Source organism: Virgibacillus sp. LDC1 (genome assembly GCF_025792345.1).
Classification (GTDB): domain Bacteria; phylum Bacillota; class Bacilli; order Paenibacillales; family Paenibacillaceae; genus Paenibacillus_AQ; species Paenibacillus_AQ lautus.
Window position 1 is genome coordinate 2660689 of sequence record NZ_JAOXLZ010000001.1, and the last position, 16943, is coordinate 2677631.

19 protein-coding genes are annotated in these 16943 nt (G+C 49.9%); 5 read left to right on the plus strand and 14 right to left on the minus strand.

The window, feature by feature from the left end; translation table 11 throughout:
• Positions 1–2 precede the first annotated feature (2 nt).
• Positions 3–578, plus strand: a complete 576-nt coding sequence (gene loaP / locus OHJ21_RS11680) for an antiterminator LoaP (protein ID WP_100537794.1) — start codon at positions 3–5, stop codon at positions 576–578.
• Between the two features lie 89 nt (positions 579–667).
• Here loaP and OHJ21_RS11685 read toward each other — a convergent pair whose 3' ends face one another.
• The 7 genes from OHJ21_RS11685 to OHJ21_RS11715 form a co-directional block, all read right to left on the minus strand.
• Entirely contained in the window at positions 668–1570 is a 903-nt protein-coding gene (locus OHJ21_RS11685) for an EamA family transporter (protein WP_486020115.1), read from the minus strand.
• A 159-nt stretch (positions 1571–1729) separates the two neighbouring features.
• A complete protein-coding gene (locus OHJ21_RS11690; RefSeq protein WP_486020116.1) occupies positions 1730–3478 on the minus strand; it encodes an RNA polymerase sigma factor in 1749 nt (582 codons plus the stop codon).
• A 168-nt stretch (positions 3479–3646) separates the two neighbouring features.
• Complete coding sequence (locus OHJ21_RS11695) at positions 3647–5026, minus strand: LLM class flavin-dependent oxidoreductase (RefSeq protein ID WP_486020117.1); 1380 nt, start codon at positions 5024–5026, stop codon at positions 3647–3649.
• 40 nt (positions 5027–5066) lie between these two features.
• Positions 5067–5879: an ABC transporter permease gene (locus OHJ21_RS11700; protein WP_486020118.1), complete on the minus strand. Its 813-nt coding sequence runs from the start codon at positions 5877–5879 to the stop codon at positions 5067–5069.
• Positions 5876–6736, minus strand: a complete 861-nt coding sequence (locus OHJ21_RS11705; protein ID WP_486020119.1) for an ABC transporter permease — start codon at positions 6734–6736, stop codon at positions 5876–5878. The genes OHJ21_RS11700 and OHJ21_RS11705 overlap by 4 nt, the downstream gene beginning before the upstream one ends.
• Before the next feature lie 38 nt (positions 6737–6774).
• Complete coding sequence (locus tag OHJ21_RS11710) at positions 6775–7794, minus strand: aliphatic sulfonate ABC transporter substrate-binding protein (protein ID WP_486020120.1); 1020 nt, start codon at positions 7792–7794, stop codon at positions 6775–6777.
• Between the two features lie 69 nt (positions 7795–7863).
• Positions 7864–8640, minus strand: a complete 777-nt coding sequence (locus OHJ21_RS11715) for an ABC transporter ATP-binding protein (RefSeq protein WP_100537801.1) — start codon at positions 8638–8640, stop codon at positions 7864–7866.
• Positions 8641–9140: 500 nt separating this feature from the next.
• Between OHJ21_RS11715 and OHJ21_RS11720 the strand changes: the two genes are divergently transcribed.
• Both OHJ21_RS11720 and OHJ21_RS11725 read left to right on the plus strand, forming a co-directional pair.
• A complete protein-coding gene (locus OHJ21_RS11720; RefSeq protein ID WP_127593650.1) occupies positions 9141–9713 on the plus strand; it encodes a thymidine kinase in 573 nt (190 codons plus the stop codon).
• A 49-nt stretch (positions 9714–9762) separates the two neighbouring features.
• Positions 9763–9975: a hypothetical protein gene (locus OHJ21_RS11725; RefSeq protein WP_071220380.1), complete on the plus strand. Its 213-nt coding sequence runs from the start codon at positions 9763–9765 to the stop codon at positions 9973–9975.
• Between the two features lie 172 nt (positions 9976–10147).
• Here the strand turns inward: OHJ21_RS11725 and OHJ21_RS11730 are convergent, their stop codons facing one another.
• Both OHJ21_RS11730 and OHJ21_RS11735 read right to left on the minus strand, forming a co-directional pair.
• Positions 10148–11014, minus strand: coding sequence for a YitT family protein (locus OHJ21_RS11730; protein ID WP_100537804.1), 867 nt, complete (start codon positions 11012–11014; stop codon positions 10148–10150).
• 109 nt (positions 11015–11123) lie between these two features.
• Entirely contained in the window at positions 11124–11732 is a 609-nt protein-coding gene (locus OHJ21_RS11735) for a TetR/AcrR family transcriptional regulator (RefSeq protein ID WP_100537805.1), read from the minus strand.
• A gap of 338 nt (positions 11733–12070) precedes the next feature.
• Between OHJ21_RS11735 and OHJ21_RS11740 the strand changes: the two genes are divergently transcribed.
• The gene (locus OHJ21_RS11740) at positions 12071–12907 is read left to right on the plus strand and encodes a CPBP family intramembrane glutamic endopeptidase (RefSeq protein WP_486020121.1); all 837 of its coding nucleotides are present in this window, start codon (positions 12071–12073) and stop codon (positions 12905–12907) included.
• Between the two features lie 189 nt (positions 12908–13096).
• Entirely contained in the window at positions 13097–13750 is a 654-nt protein-coding gene (locus OHJ21_RS11745; protein ID WP_100537807.1) for a TVP38/TMEM64 family protein, read from the plus strand.
• 226 nt (positions 13751–13976) lie between these two features.
• On the opposite strand, the gene mnhG is transcribed toward OHJ21_RS11745, so the two are convergent.
• From mnhG to OHJ21_RS11770, 5 genes are read right to left on the minus strand one after another with little or no spacing between them, the layout of a single operon-like run.
• Entirely contained in the window at positions 13977–14372 is a 396-nt protein-coding gene (gene mnhG, locus OHJ21_RS11750) for a monovalent cation/H(+) antiporter subunit G (RefSeq protein WP_100537808.1), read from the minus strand.
• Positions 14356–14649, minus strand: coding sequence for a Na(+)/H(+) antiporter subunit F1 (locus OHJ21_RS11755; RefSeq protein ID WP_100537809.1), 294 nt, complete (start codon positions 14647–14649; stop codon positions 14356–14358). Before OHJ21_RS11755 ends, mnhG begins: the two co-directional genes overlap by 17 nt.
• The gene (locus OHJ21_RS11760; RefSeq protein WP_100537810.1) at positions 14646–15125 is read right to left on the minus strand and encodes a Na+/H+ antiporter subunit E; all 480 of its coding nucleotides are present in this window, start codon (positions 15123–15125) and stop codon (positions 14646–14648) included. The genes OHJ21_RS11755 and OHJ21_RS11760 overlap by 4 nt, the downstream gene beginning before the upstream one ends.
• Before the next feature lie 5 nt (positions 15126–15130).
• A complete protein-coding gene (locus tag OHJ21_RS11765) occupies positions 15131–16612 on the minus strand; it encodes a Na+/H+ antiporter subunit D (protein ID WP_486020122.1) in 1482 nt (493 codons plus the stop codon).
• A complete protein-coding gene (locus OHJ21_RS11770) occupies positions 16605–16943 on the minus strand; it encodes a Na(+)/H(+) antiporter subunit C (protein WP_071220369.1) in 339 nt (112 codons plus the stop codon). The genes OHJ21_RS11765 and OHJ21_RS11770 overlap by 8 nt, the downstream gene beginning before the upstream one ends.

The following is a 16943-nucleotide window of genomic DNA, read 5'->3' on the forward strand; positions in this document are numbered from 1 at the left end:
TTATGTCATGGTATGCGTTATTTGTTAAAACCGGATACGAGTCTTCAATTAAAAAATGGCTTGACGCCAGATTCGATGATAGCTTGCTAACCAGCGTGATTCCTAGAAGAAAAGTACCGGAGAAGAAAGACCGCCAGGAATACCATGCGATCAAAACACTTTTCCCCGGCTATGTGTTTGTGGAGACAAAAATGAATTTTTCCATATATTATACATTAAAAGAGAATCCCTTCATTTACAACTCACTAAACTATCTCAATAACAAGGATAAGGGATTACTCCCATCGAATACGCAGCAAGTACACCTGTCATCTCAAAAACCGGACGAGTCTTATTTTTTCAAAGAGATCCCCAAAGATGAAATGCTGATCGTTCTCAAACTGATCAGTGAAAGTGAAGTTATCGAATATTCCCAAGTCACGTTCCAGGAGTCCAATGTCATCGTTAAATCGGGTCCGTTGAAGGGAATGGAAAGCCTTATAAAAAAAGTTGATAAGCATAAAAAGCGCGCGAAAGTGCTCATGAACATCATGGGAAGAGAGCAACTGGTCGATTTTGGAATCGAGATCATTAGATGATGGATGCATGGACCTTCTTCCCCACACAGAAAAGGGGCTGCAAGCAGCCCCCCCGCATTCCTATCAGCATTATGATTTTCATCTGAATCCTATCCTTGTACCGCTGGCACCCTGCCCCGCTTCTGCGCCGCCATCTGCGGATACGCAATGCCCAGCAGGATGACAATAACCCCGATCCATTGCAGCGCAGTCACCTGCTCGCTCAGCACCAGCACCGAAGCGATAACGGCGACGGGCAGCTCTCCGGCACCAAGGATGGTTGCCAGTCCCGTGCTGATTTTGGGTGCGCCCAGTGCGAATAGGAGCACGGGCAAAACAACACCGAATACGCCCAAGATGAGGCCGAACAGCCATAACCCGTTGTCAAACAGGGAAATCTCCGTGTACACTTTCGGCGTAAACAGGATCGTCAGCAGAATCAGGCCACCCGTTGAGGTATAGAAGCTCCGGGTAATCGGTGACATCTGCGTCTCAACCCGGCCGCTGAAGAAAACAAACAAAGCCATCATCAAGGCAGCAGTCAGCCCCAATAAAGTCCCTTTCAAATCCAACTGAATCTCGCCTGCGCCCATAATCCCCCCAGCCATAATCGTCCCAACGAACAGGATGATAACGGAGATGACAGTGGATTTATCCGGCCATTTCCGTTTCACAATGGCTTCGATCATGACGCCGATCCAGGTGAATTGAAATAAAAGAACAACGGCAATCGATGCCGGAATGCTCTGAAGGGCAAGGTAATACGTGACGCCTGTAAGACATGTACATAACCCAACCCCAGCCAGCTTTAGGAATTGCTTGCCCGTAACCTTTTGACATCCAAAAAACAGCATCAGCACAAACAGAATGAGCCAGCCTGTCCCGAATTGGCTGATCATAACCTCCTGAAACAGGAATCCTTCCTGGTAAGCGAGCTTAACGACCGTTGACAGAATACCGAAACAGCAGGCTCCCAAAAATACGAAGAATGAATTTTTCAACAAATGCAACAACTCAGACTCCCCCTTTTACGCAACAAAAAACCCCACTTTCACTGTTTTGGAATCCAGAAAACAGTAAAAAGTGGGGTTGACTCTGTTAGATATTGAATTATGGTCTTATCTTAAGACAAAATCTCAACATTGTAAATACCAAATGGGGTACGTTTGTATTTATGAAGACAGCTTTGCAAAGATCTCTCTCAATTTATCAACAGCCTCGATTTCCAGAGCTTTAATATCCTCTACCAGCGATATCGCCGTTGTTGCTTGAACCTCCGAATTAGGCTCCCCGCCTACCGGAAATGGAAACATCTGATGCAGGACACTGTACTTCTCGCACATTCCCGAATATAACGCACTGGCTTCCTTGAACTGCTGCGTGAGCTCCTGTCCTTCCTTATTCGCATCGGGCCAAGCTGCAATCAGTTCCTTAAAGAACTCGGCAGCGTAATACCGGGCGTCTCTTAATACCTCGATGTTGTAAGCATGACCGTTCGGTTCTATCTTCCGCCCCTGCAGCGATTCAATCCAGGCATCATATGCCGCAAGCCCCTTCACGGCCGTCGGTACCACGCTTTCTTTCCCCTCATATTGTTCGATGGCGGTTTCAAGCGCAAGTCGAAGCTGCTGCTGAAGCGTTAAATCGACCGAGCCCTCAATGGCCAGGACGAACAGATCTTCCAATACACTCCTTCCGAGATTCTCATAAGGCAGCGTATCCACTCTTCCGCATTCCTCGGCATAGAGGGTTCTGGTCTCATCGTCATATCCATACAGCGTACCGAATTCAGGAATGAAAATATCCCATGCCAGCACAGGGTATCCGCGATCCAGCGAGCTATGAATCAAATCAAGCGCCCTTGGCAGCTCCTGATGAATGCTGCGCTTGCTCATGGCGCCCTTCTCCAAGACGGATGGATCCAGCAGATTGGTATTTGCACCGATGCCCTCCGACATGCCGTCGACGTATTTGGAATGGAAGCCGATATTATGAAGTCCCCGAGATAATACTTCGCCAAAAAAATACGCCGTCGGACCTGCAATGTGAACTTGATCCGGAATGATGTTGATCCGGAATGCATGACCTGTAAGCCCCATAGCCATCGGCAGGGATAGCTTCCGATCCGTAAATTGAAGCATTTTATACGTGGCATCCGCAGCGGTTGTCCAAGTTTTGATTTCTTTCAACGATCCTTCATACGACAGAATCTTCTTTTTCATAATTCCCAAGTCCCTTCTCGTCTTAATATAAGAGTCAACGGTGACGCGGATTTTTTCTTGGATCACTTTCTTCCGTGATCTCGAAATAATCTGATACACATTGGCCGAAGAGAGCTGAAACAAGTTGGCAATTTCTTGCGGGGACAGCTGATCGAAAAAATGGGATTCGAAAATAAGCCGTTCGCGTGGCTTCAGGCATTGAATGATGTCCGTTAAAACACGCAGCGTCTCCTGCTGGACGATTCGATCCTCCGGCACGTTGAATCCAGCGGCAGCTTCGGTTGCAGAATGATGGAGCCTGCCCAGAATGCTGTCCAGATTGTTCCACTGATCTGAACTCCCGGCACTATCAAACCTTCTCCTGCCTTCAAGCTCGGTGAAGGTCTGCTCTTTCATCACGTGGCTTCCTTTAAGCCGGGTATAGGCCTGATTCCGGACGATCCGCTGCACCCACGGCAAGAACCGCCGGGCATCGACCAATTTTCCCAGGTGCATGAACGCACGGATTAGCGCATCCTGTACAACGTCCTCTGCCAGGTAGGACTCCCGGGTTATAGCTTTGGCATAGCCATATACCTTGGAGCGATGACGTCGAACAAGCTCCCCGAATGCTTCCCGCTCCCCTGCCTGCGCATATTCCACCAACTCCTGATCTTCCATCTCATCCCACTGGACCGTGCGGTCTGCTGTCGTTTCCAATTGCTCAAACCCTCTTTCTTATCGTTGACTACTTATATGACCAGAGAAGTTTGTCATTTCTGACAAAGTAATTGAAAAATATGATCTGACTTTTATAATACATAAAAAACGTTCCAAGATGACCCCCAAAACTCGGTCACTCGAAACGTTCATTAAAAACATACTCGCTTAGATGACATCCGCCGCTGCCTGGTGAACCTCCCCGCGAAAATGTCCGGGTTCAGGACGTGTTAGGCCCAGGTGCTCCCGCAGTGTCGTTCCGCTGTATTCGGTACGGAATAAGCCTCGTTCTTGCAGCACCGGTATAACCGTATTCACGAAATCATCCAGATCTCCCGGCAGAACCGGAGGCATGATATTAAATCCGTCGCAGGCATAACCTTCAAACCAATCCTGCATCATGTCGGCTAATTGTTCGGGCGTTCCAACAAATTGCATATGGCCCCTCGAAGTCAGTATCTTTCTGCCTAACTCCAGGATCGACAGATTTCCTTGGTAAGCCATATCCATATATAACTGGACCCGACTCTTCATACCGTTGGAAGCTGCCACGGGGTCCGGAATGTTTCTTGGCAGCGGCTGGTCCAGCGGATAGCTGCTAAGATCGTAATTCAGGAACCCGGATAGAACGGTGATCGCCGACGCTGGCGGAATCAGTTCCAGCAGTTCCAGCAGCTCCCGCGCCTTGCGCCGTGCCTCCTCCACTGTGGACCCGATGACAGGCGACAGGCCTGGCATGATTTTCAGGCTCCCGCTTCCTCTACCATAATGAGACAGCTTCGAGTGGACGCTTTCATAAAATTCCTGTGCGGCCTTCTTGGACTGCTGGGCCGTGAAGATAACCTCGCCATATTGCGCGGCGAAGTCCTGTCCCGGATCGGAAGACCCGGCCTGTATCAACACGGGGTAGCCTTGCGGCGGCCTAGGTACGTTCAGCGGGCCTTTCGTGGAATACCATTGCCCGTTAAAATCCACAGGCCGTACCTTCGCTCCATCCGCAAATCTCCCAGACTCCCGGTCAAGCACCAACGCATCGTCATCCCAGCTGTCCCATAAACGGGTAACCACTTCGACAAACTCACGTGCCATTTCATAACGCAGGCCATGCTCCGGATGCTTTGTCTTCCCGTAATTGTGCGCTTCGATATCCAGCTGGGACGTTACGATATTCCAACCCGCCCTTCCTCCGCTGATCCAATCGAGAGAAGCGAACTTCCTTGCCACGTTGTAGGGCTCATTGTATGTTGTGGAGACCGTGGCGGTCAGTCCCAGCTTATCCGTAACGGTTGAGAGAGCGGATAAAAGCGTCAACGGGTCCAGCATGCCGGAGGCGGAATTTTCGACCTGGGTCACATACAGCAAATCGGCCAAAAACATCATGTCGAACTTCCCCCGCTCCGCTGTGGCGGCAAGCTGCTTATACAGCTCAATTCCAAACATGCCCTCCACATCGGATGCAGGATGACGCCACCCGGCATGATGATGTCCGGCATAATAAATAAACGCACCCAGGTGCATCTGGTGATCTCTGCGATCGGTTGTTCCCATCCGTAGAACACTCCTTTTAATAAATTGTCGACCAACCCTCCTAGAAGCCCTTATAAGTCTCTCTCCAGCTCAGCAGTCTGGATTCCAGCAGACGCACCACAGAATCGGACGCTTTGCCCATGATCGCGAAAATAATGATGCCTACAAATACGATATCCGTCTGTGAGTAGGCTCTGGCGTCCTGAATCATATAACCGATGCCCGCGCTGGTCCCCATCATCTCTGCAACGACCAGAACAAGCCAGGAGACGCCAAGCGACAGGCGGATGCCAAGCAAAATGTTCGGCAATGCAGCCGGTACGATCAATCGGATCAGCAGCTGCGGCTTGGAATATTGAAAGATCCTTGACACTTCATACAGCTTAGCATCCACATTTCGAATGCCGAGGAAGGTGTTTACATACATCGGGAAGAAAGCCCCCAGGGAAATCATCAGAATCTTTGAGAATTCCCCGATGCCGAACCAGAGAATAAACAGCGGAATCAGCGATAAGAGCGGCACGGTGCGCAGCATTTGCAATGAGGGATCCAGCGTTCGCTCCGCCATTTTGCCTAGACCCGTGGACACCCCCAGTGCAAGACCGGTCAAACCGCCCAGCAAAAAGCCCGAGAGCGCTCGAAGAATACTGATTCGAAAATGCTCCCACAGCTCTCCGCTAGCACCCAAACCCGCGAATTGCTTGGCAATCGTAAGCGGCGTAGGCAGCAGGGTTGCCGAAATCCATCCTAAACCGCCCGCTGCCTGCCATAAAGCCACGATCACTACAGGCGCAAGCCAGGCATGAAGCGGCTTTGGTATAGCCTTCAACCAATCCTTCTCCGTTGGTTCACGGGTGGCTATTTGACTTTTCATGACTTGTCATCCCCCTTGTAGCTTTCCTGCCAACGCAGCAGCCTGCCTTCGAGCCATTTAACGAGTGTATCCGAGAGCTTTCCGGCGAGTGCAAACACCATAATTCCGACGAAGACAACGGTGGTCCACGAGAAGGACCGCGCGTCATTGATGATATATCCGATGCCGGAGCTTGCGCCCATCAGCTCCGCCACAACAAGACCAAGCCATGCCACGCCGATGGAGAGGCGGATGCCGAGGAAGATATGGGGCAGCGCAGCGGGAACGATCAGCCTGCGGATCTGGTCCCAGCGGCTGAACTGCAGAACGCGTGCTACATCAAACAGCCTGTTGTCCACGGATCGGATGCCGAGGAACGTGTTCACGTAAAGCGGAAAGAACGAGCCTTTGGCAATAAGAAGTATTTTCGAGGTCTCCCCAAAACCGAACCAAAGGATGAACAGCGGGGCGATCGCCAGATGGGGAAGCGTCCGCAGCATTTGCAAGGAAGGATCGACAAGCCGCTCGGCTTTGTACGAAAATCCTACCCATATGCCCGCAGCCAAACCCAAACTGCCGCCAAGCAGGAATCCGAGCAGCGCTCGCCAGGATGATATGCCAAGATGCCTGATCAGTTCGCCCGTGCTGGTTAATTGGACGAACTCATGCCAGATACTTAGCGGAGTCGGAAGCAGAATCGGATTGAGCCAGTCTAGAGCTCCCGCGGTCTGCCATGCGATGATTATAAAGAGCGGAACAAGCCAGCCGATCAATGCGTTTGTAAGCTTTAGCAGGAACCTGCGGTCTAGCCGTTTTTGGCGGCGAACAGGCTCGGCGGGCATGACCACGGCTCCTTTGCTGATCCCTTCTGGGAGCATATACGAATACCTCCTTTCTGATTCAGATGAATTGCCGCTTATTTAGACGCAGCCTCAATGTACTGATTATCAAACACGTCTTTAACCTGGACTTTTTTGCGGATCGTTTTTTGCTCAAATTGGAAATCGGCCGTTTTCTGCTGTTCGGCAATTATTGCATCCGTCACCGGAATGTTGATCGACCTTGAACGGTCAAAGGTGCCTTGAATGACTTCTTGCGGAATGCCGCGCTCATCGGCATACCGCTTAAGTGCCTCGGCTTCGTTCTCTTTCTCCCAAGCGAGCGTTTTGTTCAGCACGGTCAGATAGAGTGTGACCAAATCCGGATACTGATCGGCAAAATCCTTCCGCACGATGTTGAACGACGGTGACAGAACGCCAAGCTGCTCGCCGTCCGCCAGCACTTTGCCTTTGCCCGTCAGCGTGTTCAAGGTGATATACGGGTCCCAGGTTGCCCATGCATCGACGCCGCCCGATTCGAATGCGGGCTGGGCTTCGTCGGGCTGAAGCTGGATGATTTCAATATCGGACACCTTGACTCCCTGATCCGCCAATCCCCGGTACAGAAAGTTAAAGGCGTTGCTCCCTTTCGTTACCGCAATCTTCTTGCCCTTCAAATCACTTAAGGTCTGCGCAGTACTGCCCGGCGGCACGATGATGGCCACATTCTTCTGGCCATGCAGGCTCTGGGAAATGACCTTAAACTGGATATCAGCCGCCTGGGCAGCGATAATCGGCATATTGCCGAGCCCCGCAAAGTCCAGGCGATTCGAAGCCATCGCTTCGGTCATCGGGGGGCCGCTCTGAAACTCCGACCACTCCACCTTGACACCCAACTTGCCAAACTCCTCCTCAAACCACTTCTCTTCACGTGCCTTGCCAAACAAACCGCCGCTGCCCTGTACCCCGAGTCTTACGGTCAGATCTTTGTACTTTCCGTCCGCCCCTTTCTCCACTGCGCTAACCTTGGGCTGGCTGTTTGCGTCCGCGCATCCGGATGCCAAGACAGACATGATGAGGAATAACATAATGACGATATTCTTTTTCTTTGTGTTCATGATCAGATTCTCTCCCCCGTTTTCCGTCGTTCATCTATCTGGTAAGAAGTTCAGCATCATCCAGCGTGTTTAAATGCCCGCACCGGTGTCGAACTCCGGTTCTTCCACTTTCTCAAACTCGCGCAGCACTTTAGTCCGCAGCTCCTGAAAGGAGGAACCGGTCCGTTTGCGAGGAAACGGCAGATCAATCGGCAGGATAGAACGGATATGGCCCGGCCTCGGGTTCATAATGACAACACGTTCGCCGAGGAACACGGCTTCATCCAGATCGTGGGTAACAAAGAGCATGGTCGTGCGGTTATTTTGCCAAATATCCAGCAGCACCTCTTGCATATGGGAACGCGTGAATGCATCCAACGCGCCAAACGGCTCATCCAACAGCAGCACGTCCGGATTCCGCAGCAGTGCCCGGGCGATCGCCACACGCTGAGCCATCCCTCCTGACAGCTCCCTGGGATATGCTTTCTCGAAGCCTTTGAGCCGCACCAGCTCGATGAATTCATCTACTTTGTTGCGGATGTCCTTCTGCTTCAGCGACAAATTGCCAGCGATATTCTTCTCCACAGTAAGCCATGGAAACAAGCGCGGCTCTTGAAAGATGAACCCTTTCTCGATGCTTGGACCGGATATCGGTTTGTCATTCAACAAGACACTCCCTTCGTACGCTGTGTCCAGACCGGCAACGATTTTGAGCAGGGTGCTCTTACCGCAGCCGCTCGGTCCGATTAACGTAATGAACTCTCCCTTTCGAACCCGCAAATCAATGCCTTTCAGCGCAGTAACATTCCCCGTCGGGGCTTGAAAAATTTTATTGACCTGTTGAATAATCAAGGTGTCCGCTGACATTGGTCTCACCATCCTATAATATAATTATTCGCACCTGTTTACTTGGTTAATAAGACAACAAGACCGTCTAAGTACATAATTTCTGTGAAGACTGACCGCATATAACGAAGGCTTTTTTCTTACAAGATAAGGCTGGTTAACCTCTGATGACTATACATTCTGATCTCGAAAAAAAAAAAGAGATATAGCGCTTGTCTAAGTACGTCCATCCATCGTCGTACTTGCTCATATGCGCGATATCTCCAGTTATCCGGTCGATTATCTTGGTATTCTTTGGGTATGTCGTTATATTACAACCGCTGGTAAAGGTTGTCAAACCTTTTTTTATTCCGCGCCTCAGTCATATATGTCAGAATATAGTCCTAGCAGGCAATGGACAAATGCCGTCCAATAATGCGACAATATACTCTGCATGTCATATCTTATATAGTAAGAATAACGAACTTTGCACCACGACACTCAAAGAAGCAACATTGCACTTATAGGAAGGGAACGAAAGCATGGCTCAATTATTTTTTAAGTACGGCTCTATGAACAGTGGTAAATCCATCGAGATTTTGAAAGTCGCCCATAACTACGAAGAACAGAACAAACCGGTGCTCCTCTTTACGTCCGCTATCGATGACCGGGATGCTGTTGGTTATGTATCCTCACGAATCGGCCTGCGCCGCGAAGCGATACCTATATCCGATACGACCGACATCTACGGGATTGTGAAGGATCATCAGCCTAAGCCATACTGCGTTCTTGTTGACGAGTGCCAGTTCCTGTCCAAGGACAGCATCCTGCAGCTCGTTCGAATCGTAGATGAACTTAACGTGCCTGTCATGGGCTTCGGACTAAAGAATGATTTTCGCAACGAGCTGTTTGAAGGCAGCCGCTGGATGCTGATTTACGCCGATAAAATCGAGGAAATGAAGACGATCTGCTGGTTCTGCGAGCGCAAAGCGATCATGAACCTTCGCGTCATTGACGGTAAGCCCGTGTATGCCGGCGAGCAGATTCTGATCGGAGGGAATGATACCTACTTCCCTGTTTGCCGCAAATGTCATACCAATCCCCCTTTATCATAGGACGTTTTTACGAACAATCTACCATTCAAACGTAAGGAGTAGGTGATCCATGCCGATAGTCAGACCGCTATTAACCGACCAGGACTTTCAGGAAGTTATGGAGCAGCAGATCCGTATACGCATCTTCAAGGATAATCATCTGATTGATTCCGGCAGTCTCGTCATCCGCTTCACCGACGAAACCGTCATTACGCAATCCAGCGTCAGTTCGCTCGGCTATCATAAGCGGGATGAATGCGAATTTTTTGAAGTACGAAAATGATAGATGGATTGCCTGATCGCTTACATGATAGACCCTACGAAATCTCTATCAGACCCTCAGGCAATCCGATCTTTTCCCCCGCTATAAAAAACAGCGGCCTTCTGCAGAACAAGATCTGCAAAAAACCGCCGTTCGTTAAGCAACCTATTACACGGAGAGCGTGTGCTTGCACCTAGTGAATATCGGACTTCGCCATGCTTCCGCCCAGCACGTCCGCGACATTTTGAATCGAAATAAATGCGTTCTTGTCAATCTCCTGCACAACCGTCTTCAGCTTCGCAATCTCCAGCCTAGTGATGACGCAATAAATCATCTGCGTATCCTCTTTCGAATACCCGCCCTTGGCATAGATCATCGTCGTGCTGCGGCCCAGACGCTGCATGATGGCACTTGAAATTTCTTCGTATTCATTGGATATAATCGTAACGGATTTGGACTCGTCCAAGCCCTCTACCACAATATCCATCACTTTTGCCGCTATGTAGTATGAGAAGATCGAATACATGGCCGAATCTGCACCGAATACAAATCCTGCCGTAATAAAAATAAACACGTTGATGATCATGATGATCTGTCCGACCGGCATCCGCAGCTTTTTAGACAGCAGGATAGCTACGATCTCCGTCCCGTCAAGAGCTCCGCCGTAACGGATAACAAGACCTACCCCCAGCCCCAGAACCAAGCCACCGAACAGCACCGCTAAAATTTTCTCGTTCGTAAACGGGTCTACATGATGCAGGAAGGTAGTCGCCACCGACAACACCACAATCCCATATAAGGTGGAAAATGCAAACGTTTTGCCGATCTGCTTGTAACCGATGAACAGAAACGGTAAGTTGATAATAAACAGAAATACCCCCAATTTGATGGGCGTAATCGATGATAATACGATGGAAATACCGGTAATACCACCGTCGATAATTTCGTTGGGCACCAGGAATATTTCAAGCGCCACGGCCATCAGAACTGCACCGATGGTAATAAAGATGAACCGTTTCAGAATTTCGCCGACTGTCAGATTTTTGTGTTTTTTGACCATGCCATTCTCCTTTTTGTATCTTTTTTCACACGAAGTGCCTGTCGAAGAACCATTGTATTAAAAAAAGGAATGGCATGTCAATGTTGACACGCGAAGTGACATGGGTCTTTTAGGCCATTTCCTTGTCATCCAGACATAAAGAACGCAGATGCTGATCGACAATCCTCTCGATTTTTTCTTTGGCGAGTTGCTGTGGCCTCATGATATGATGAATCGCTAACCCATCCACCAATGCGTATATTCGCTCCTTCTCATATTCAAGATCCAGCTCCGGTTTAGCCAGCTTATGGGCAACCAGGGTATCCACCACATAATGGCACGCCTTGGTTAAACCATCGTACATATGATCGGTCATTATTCTTAATTCGGGATAGACTAACGCTTTGGCAACAAACGACATCCACACCTCCATCTCCATCGTCCTATCCTCATCCATCGGCAGAAATTGCATCAACACTTTCTTTACATCCTCAAACACGGGTCCCTTCAAGGGTAGAGAAGAAAAACGTTCTTCAATCCGTTCGATAATCAGGTTCATACAGAAAGCTAACAGCTCAGCCTGGCTGGTAAAATAGTGCCTCATTGAACCTACGGATAAACCCGCCTCTTCCGCGATATTGCGAACCGTCGCTTTTTCGAGTCCACTCCTCTGAATAACGCGCAGGGCAGCCTCAGCGACCCGTTGTCTTTGTTTATCATGATCTACGATTTTCGGCATAACCCCATTATACACTTCCGGTTTTTTTTAATACAACGTACGATAAACAACATGTCAGCATCTTTAATTTGCTTCGTTCATGCCTACCCTCTTAAAAATAGGTGCTCTCTATGGAACACCTTGGTAGAACCAATACTATATATATTAATGTCAAAAAGAATAGGGAACACGGGTAGCGTGTTCCAGGAGAGGAGAGAGTCGTCATTCGTACATTAACTGAATCGAAGGCTAGGCATGGTGTCTCTCAAGCATTCCGTGATCGGGAGGGCCGCTTAAACCTGTTCTGGCGTGTCGTCCTTGGGTGGCTGGCTTTTGTTGTCGGGCTCAGTTTAGCGGTTGTGATTGCAACGGTTGCGGGCTCTTACGAAATACCCACGCTCGGGCTGCAAATCCTCCTTGCAGTCGTAACGACCAGCGTATCCGTGCCGCTGATTTATCTGCTTAGGCGTTATGCCGACCAGCGTCCCTGGAGCGGACTTGGTCTTAGCTCTCCACCTTCCGGTTTTCGTTATTTTCTTCTCGGCATTGGCTTCCTTGCCCTTGTCACGGCAGCGGCCCTGCTGATTGGCAGTGCCGCCGGATGGCTCCGGATCGTTGCTTTTCATTTACCTGTAGCTACGATGCTCGTTATCCTCATCAATGCTCTCATTGCATTTTTTTATGAAGCTTTTCCCGAAGAAATCACCTTCCGCGGTTATGTGTATCGGAACCTGAATACCCGTTTTCCTCGCTGGCTTGCTTTGATCCTTCAGGTCGTATTGTTCGTGCTTGCACCCATCGCCGTAACGGGATTCATGGTAGCGATCGGAATAGGGACATGGGACCTGATCACGGTGGAGTATATCGTTAACTTAATCGCGTTCGGTACGGTTCTGCAGCTGTGTCGCATCGTATCCAACAATCTGTGGGTGAGCATCGGCTTTCACCTTGCCTGGCTGGAGATGGTGCGATACGTCGTAGTGCCTTCGAGTTATGCATTCATCGAGATCGAATACCTTTCGGTCTGGGGCAATTATATGGTAACAATCGGTTCGGTCATCATTGGAATCATCCTATTGATCGCCTGGTCGCTGCGGGGCAAAAATCGAATTGATTGGAACCGGATAGAGCCGGATCTTCCGCCGGATTCGAAACCTGAAACCGAGGAAGCGGCATCCATCTCCCGTTCGGAATAGGAATATGTCAACCGGTATAGCTCAAACTCACCGCTGCTTTGGCGGAGTTTGGGCTTTTGCCTGTATCCGGCTCCCGCATTAATACTTGCAATTTATAATATTGATTCCGGTTATGCTATAATATATTCCATCCGCGATTGACCGGAAAATACATCATTTTACCCCAGGCAGGGAGAGGATTTACTCATCATGTTGGAATGGCTTCAGAACGTGTGGACCCATATGAAAGAAATTGACATGGATCAAGTACAGGGATGGCTTCAGCAGTACTCGCAGCTGGGTCCCATCCCGGGTATTTTGCTTCCATTTATAGAGGCGTTTCTCCCCTTTCTGCCCCTTATTGTCCTGGTCATGGGGAACTCGGCGGCCTATGGTTTATGGTGGGGATTCTTGCTGTCCTGGATCGGCGTTTGCCTAGGATCCGTTACGGTATTCTGGATTGTTCGTAAACTGGGAGGCAAGCTGGGACTGCTCATACAAAAAAGAATGCCGGGGTCCCAGCGGTTCTTCCATTGGATCGAAGAAAAAGGCTTTACGCCCATCTTCATCCTGTACTGCTTTCCCTTCACGCCTTCCTCGCTGATCAATATCGCATCCGGCATCAGCACGGTATCGGCAACGACGTTCACGATAGCCGTAATGGCAGGTAAATCCGTCATGATCTTTATGGTCGCATTCATCGGACATGATTGGCAAGCCTTTATCCAGCAGCCTTGGCGCATCCTTATCGCGGCCGTCGTCCTCTGGCTGCTGTGGCTGGCCGGCAAAAAGATGGAAAATCGTTACCATCACGATGATCAGCCGGGAAGTGTCGTGATAAGCAACAAAAAGACAAAGCGTTAAATTCATTACAAGACCCGCCTATCCCTACAACCGGAACTGGCGGGTCTTGTTCATAATAGACGTGCTAGAGTCCATGTCCAAGCGTTTCGCGAACTCGTTTTGGCCAATTCTACCATAGGATGACACCCACGAGCTAAGGCATAAAAAAGAAACGGGCTTCCCAAGTTCGCGGGAAGCCCGTTTTTCATATTCCCGATATTTCAAATCGTAGCCTTTTTGTTCGAGGTCACCCCTTCTCGGAGTGCTCCCCCTTCCGGGAAGCGCGCATCCGCTCACGTTCGCGCTTGAGTTCAGGCTTAAGGTCATCGAGAACGCTGTTCTCCCACATGGACACGCCTGATCGATAGGCCGCTCTCCCGTTCAAGTGACCTGCTACCGGCCCCGTAATGAATACGAATACGATTCCCAGCAGCAGTTTGGCACTGACATGCTCCAGGTAGAAGGTGAAATACAGGAATGCGCCTGCAAGGATCAAGAGGACGCCCAGCGTAGCACTTTTCGTAGCTGCATGGGACCTCATGTAAACATCCGGCAGACGGATAAGGCCAAATGCGCTCAATGCACCAAGTAAAGCTCCGAGCAGCACCATCAGCGCGATCAGAAATTCACCGATCTGACTCATCGTTTGTGCGTTCAATGACATCACCCCTCTCGATATATCTGGCAAGCGCCGTCGTTCCGATAAACGTAAGAATCCCGATCAGCAGAATGATATCGAAATAGACGGTTGTCCGGAACAGCATGCACAGGACAGCGATCATGGACAACAGTATAATTCCAATCGTATCCAGCGACATGATCCGGTCGTTCATGGAAGGTCCCTTGATTAATCGGTACAAGCAGCCCAGTATTGCAAGCGACAAAATCACCAGAGAGGCAATCAGGATGCTTTGGATCATGTGCGGGTCACCTCCTTGATCGCGCGTTCGAAGGTACCGCGGATCTGATTCGACAGCTCTTCGACGTCTTCAATATCCATCGCATGAATATACAGCGTCTGACCATCGCGAGACACTTCCAGGGTAAGCGTTCCTGGCGTCAAGCAGATCAGGCACGATAACACCGTAATTTCCCAGTCGGATTTCAGCTCGGTTGAATAGGCGAAGATGCCGGGACGAACATTCAGCTTCGGCCTTATGATCTGTCCGATTACGGTGAAACTCGATTTTAACAGTTCCCTTAGGAACAATAGCAGCAGCAGGATGATGGACCAGAGCTTGCGCAAATAGAAATCGTTCGGCCAGAAGCGTCGCAGCAGAAAAATCAGCAAGATTCCGATCAGATAGCCGATGATAAATTGCTGGGGGGACCAGTTATTGTTCAAGAACATCCAGACAACAGCAATAATGATATTTAACAGGATTTGATGGCCCATATCCACTACTCCTTTAATACAGCGTTAATATATAGTGATGGGTCGGATAATACGGCGCCTGCTTGAGAGGTATAGGAATAAATCCACTCCGAGCCCACCCCAAGGACAATCACCATAACCGTTAGCCCGATAGCTGCCGCATAAGCTGTTCTGTGGATTCTAACCGGTTTCGATTCTTGCTGTCTAGGTGATTCGCCCCAGAATGCCCCCATAAACACTTTGATCAGGGAATACAATACCGCCAAGCTTGATGCCAGTGCCAGTCCCGTTAACACATAATGACCCTCGCTCAATCCGCCGCGGACGATAAGCACTTTGCCTAGGAATCCGCTAAGAGGCGGGATGCCGACCAGCGCCAGGGCAACGATAAAGAACATCCATCCCACCAAGGGATGGCGCTTCATCAGCCCGCCCATCTCGCTCAGCTTGTTCGTGCCTGCACGAGCCATGATGATACCGCCTAGAATAAAGAGCAGTGCCTTTGCAATCATGTCATGCATCAAGTAGAATACGGCTCCGTTCAAGGAGTCGGAGGAGGCCACCGCCACACCAAAGGCGATGAAGCCAACACTAATGATGATATTGTAATTCAGAATGCGTCCGAGATCCTTATACGCAACCGCGCCCAAACTGCCCAGAATCATCGTTGCCGCGGCCATCCAGCCGATGACGACATGGATGCCGCCGGTGTCGTGATGGAAGATCAGCGTAAAGGTTCGGATAATCGCATATAACCCAACCTTCGTAAGCAGCGCGCCGAACAAAGCCGTAACGGCCGCCGGAGGTGCGCTGTAGGAGCCAGGCAGCCAGAAGAACAGGAACAAGCCCGCCTTCAAGGCGAATACAATCAGGAACAACAGGCCGATGACCGACAAAATTCCATCCTGCTGTACTTCCGCCACACGCAGGGATAGATGCGCCATATTCAGCGTGCCAACCGTCCCGTACAAATAAGCAACGGCTGCAACAAACAGGGTGGATGAAATAATATTAATCAGCATGTACTTCAGGGTTTCTCTCAGCTGCCGCTTGGTGCCGCCCAGTACGATCAAGGCGTAGGAAGCGATCAGCATGACCTCAAAACAGACAAACAGATTAAACAGATCCCCTGTCAGGAACGATCCGATCACGCCGGCCAGCAAAAATTGAAAAAAGGCATAAAAGTAATGCTTCTCTCTCTCTTCCCCGATACTCCGAAAGGAATAGAACAGACAGGCAGCCGCCACAATCAACGTCGTAAGCACCAGCAGCGCCGCGAGCATATCGGCTACAAACACGATCCCATACGGCGGCAGCCATCCGCCCATATAAAGCGTCTGAATGCCTTCGTGGTTTACCTGATTCACAATGAACAACGCCACAAGCAGGTTTAGTATGACACTGACCACACTGATCCAGCGCTGTGCGCGGACGTACTTGGAGCAGAAAATAAGAATAACGGCTGTAACCAGCGGAATAAGGAGGGGCAGAACAATTACATTATTCATCATCCATCCCCCTTAGCTCCTCCATGTTGTCCGTGCCCAAGCGTTGATACGCTTTATACGCCAGTACGAAGAAGAACGATGTGACGCCGAAGCTAATGACAATGGATGTCAGAATCAACGCTTGTGGAACCGGGTCAACGTAAGAGGAAGCCTTCTCGCCAAGCAGCGGAGCAGCACCGGTCTTCAGCCGCGACATGGTAAGCAGCAGTAGATGGACCCCATGGGTTAACAGTGAAGTACCGAGAATAATCCGCAGCAAGCTTTTGGATAAGATCTGGTATATCCCAACCGCAAATATGATCCCGATGGCAAGCGACATATATAGTTCCAT

Coding starts and splice junctions, on each gene's coding strand:
- mnhG (WP_100537808.1), bottom strand. CDS start 14,372: ATGAGTCAGATCGGTGAATTTCTGATCGCGCTGATGGTGCTGCTCGGA.
- OHJ21_RS11695 (WP_486020117.1), bottom strand. CDS start 5,026: ATGGGAACAACCGATCGCAGAGATCACCAGATGCACCTGGGTGCGTTT.
- OHJ21_RS11700 (WP_486020118.1), bottom strand. CDS start 5,879: ATGAAAAGTCAAATAGCCACCCGTGAACCAACGGAGAAGGATTGGTTG.
- loaP (WP_100537794.1), top strand. CDS start 3: ATGTCATGGTATGCGTTATTTGTTAAAACCGGATACGAGTCTTCAATT.
- OHJ21_RS11715 (WP_100537801.1), bottom strand. CDS start 8,640: ATGTCAGCGGACACCTTGATTATTCAACAGGTCAATAAAATTTTTCAA.
- OHJ21_RS11710 (WP_486020120.1), bottom strand. CDS start 7,794: ATGAACACAAAGAAAAAGAATATCGTCATTATGTTATTCCTCATCATG.
- OHJ21_RS11720 (WP_127593650.1), top strand. CDS start 9,141: ATGGCTCAATTATTTTTTAAGTACGGCTCTATGAACAGTGGTAAATCC.
- OHJ21_RS11770 (WP_071220369.1), bottom strand. CDS start 16,943: ATGGAACTATATATGTCGCTTGCCATCGGGATCATATTTGCGGTTGGG.
- OHJ21_RS11765 (WP_486020122.1), bottom strand. CDS start 16,612: ATGAATAATGTAATTGTTCTGCCCCTCCTTATTCCGCTGGTTACAGCC.
- OHJ21_RS11735 (WP_100537805.1), bottom strand. CDS start 11,732: ATGCCGAAAATCGTAGATCATGATAAACAAAGACAACGGGTCGCTGAG.
- OHJ21_RS11725 (WP_071220380.1), top strand. CDS start 9,763: ATGCCGATAGTCAGACCGCTATTAACCGACCAGGACTTTCAGGAAGTT.
- OHJ21_RS11705 (WP_486020119.1), bottom strand. CDS start 6,736: ATGCTCCCAGAAGGGATCAGCAAAGGAGCCGTGGTCATGCCCGCCGAG.
- OHJ21_RS11755 (WP_100537809.1), bottom strand. CDS start 14,649: ATGATCCAAAGCATCCTGATTGCCTCTCTGGTGATTTTGTCGCTTGCA.
- OHJ21_RS11730 (WP_100537804.1), bottom strand. CDS start 11,014: ATGGTCAAAAAACACAAAAATCTGACAGTCGGCGAAATTCTGAAACGG.
- OHJ21_RS11745 (WP_100537807.1), top strand. CDS start 13,097: ATGTTGGAATGGCTTCAGAACGTGTGGACCCATATGAAAGAAATTGAC.
- OHJ21_RS11760 (WP_100537810.1), bottom strand. CDS start 15,125: ATGGGCCATCAAATCCTGTTAAATATCATTATTGCTGTTGTCTGGATG.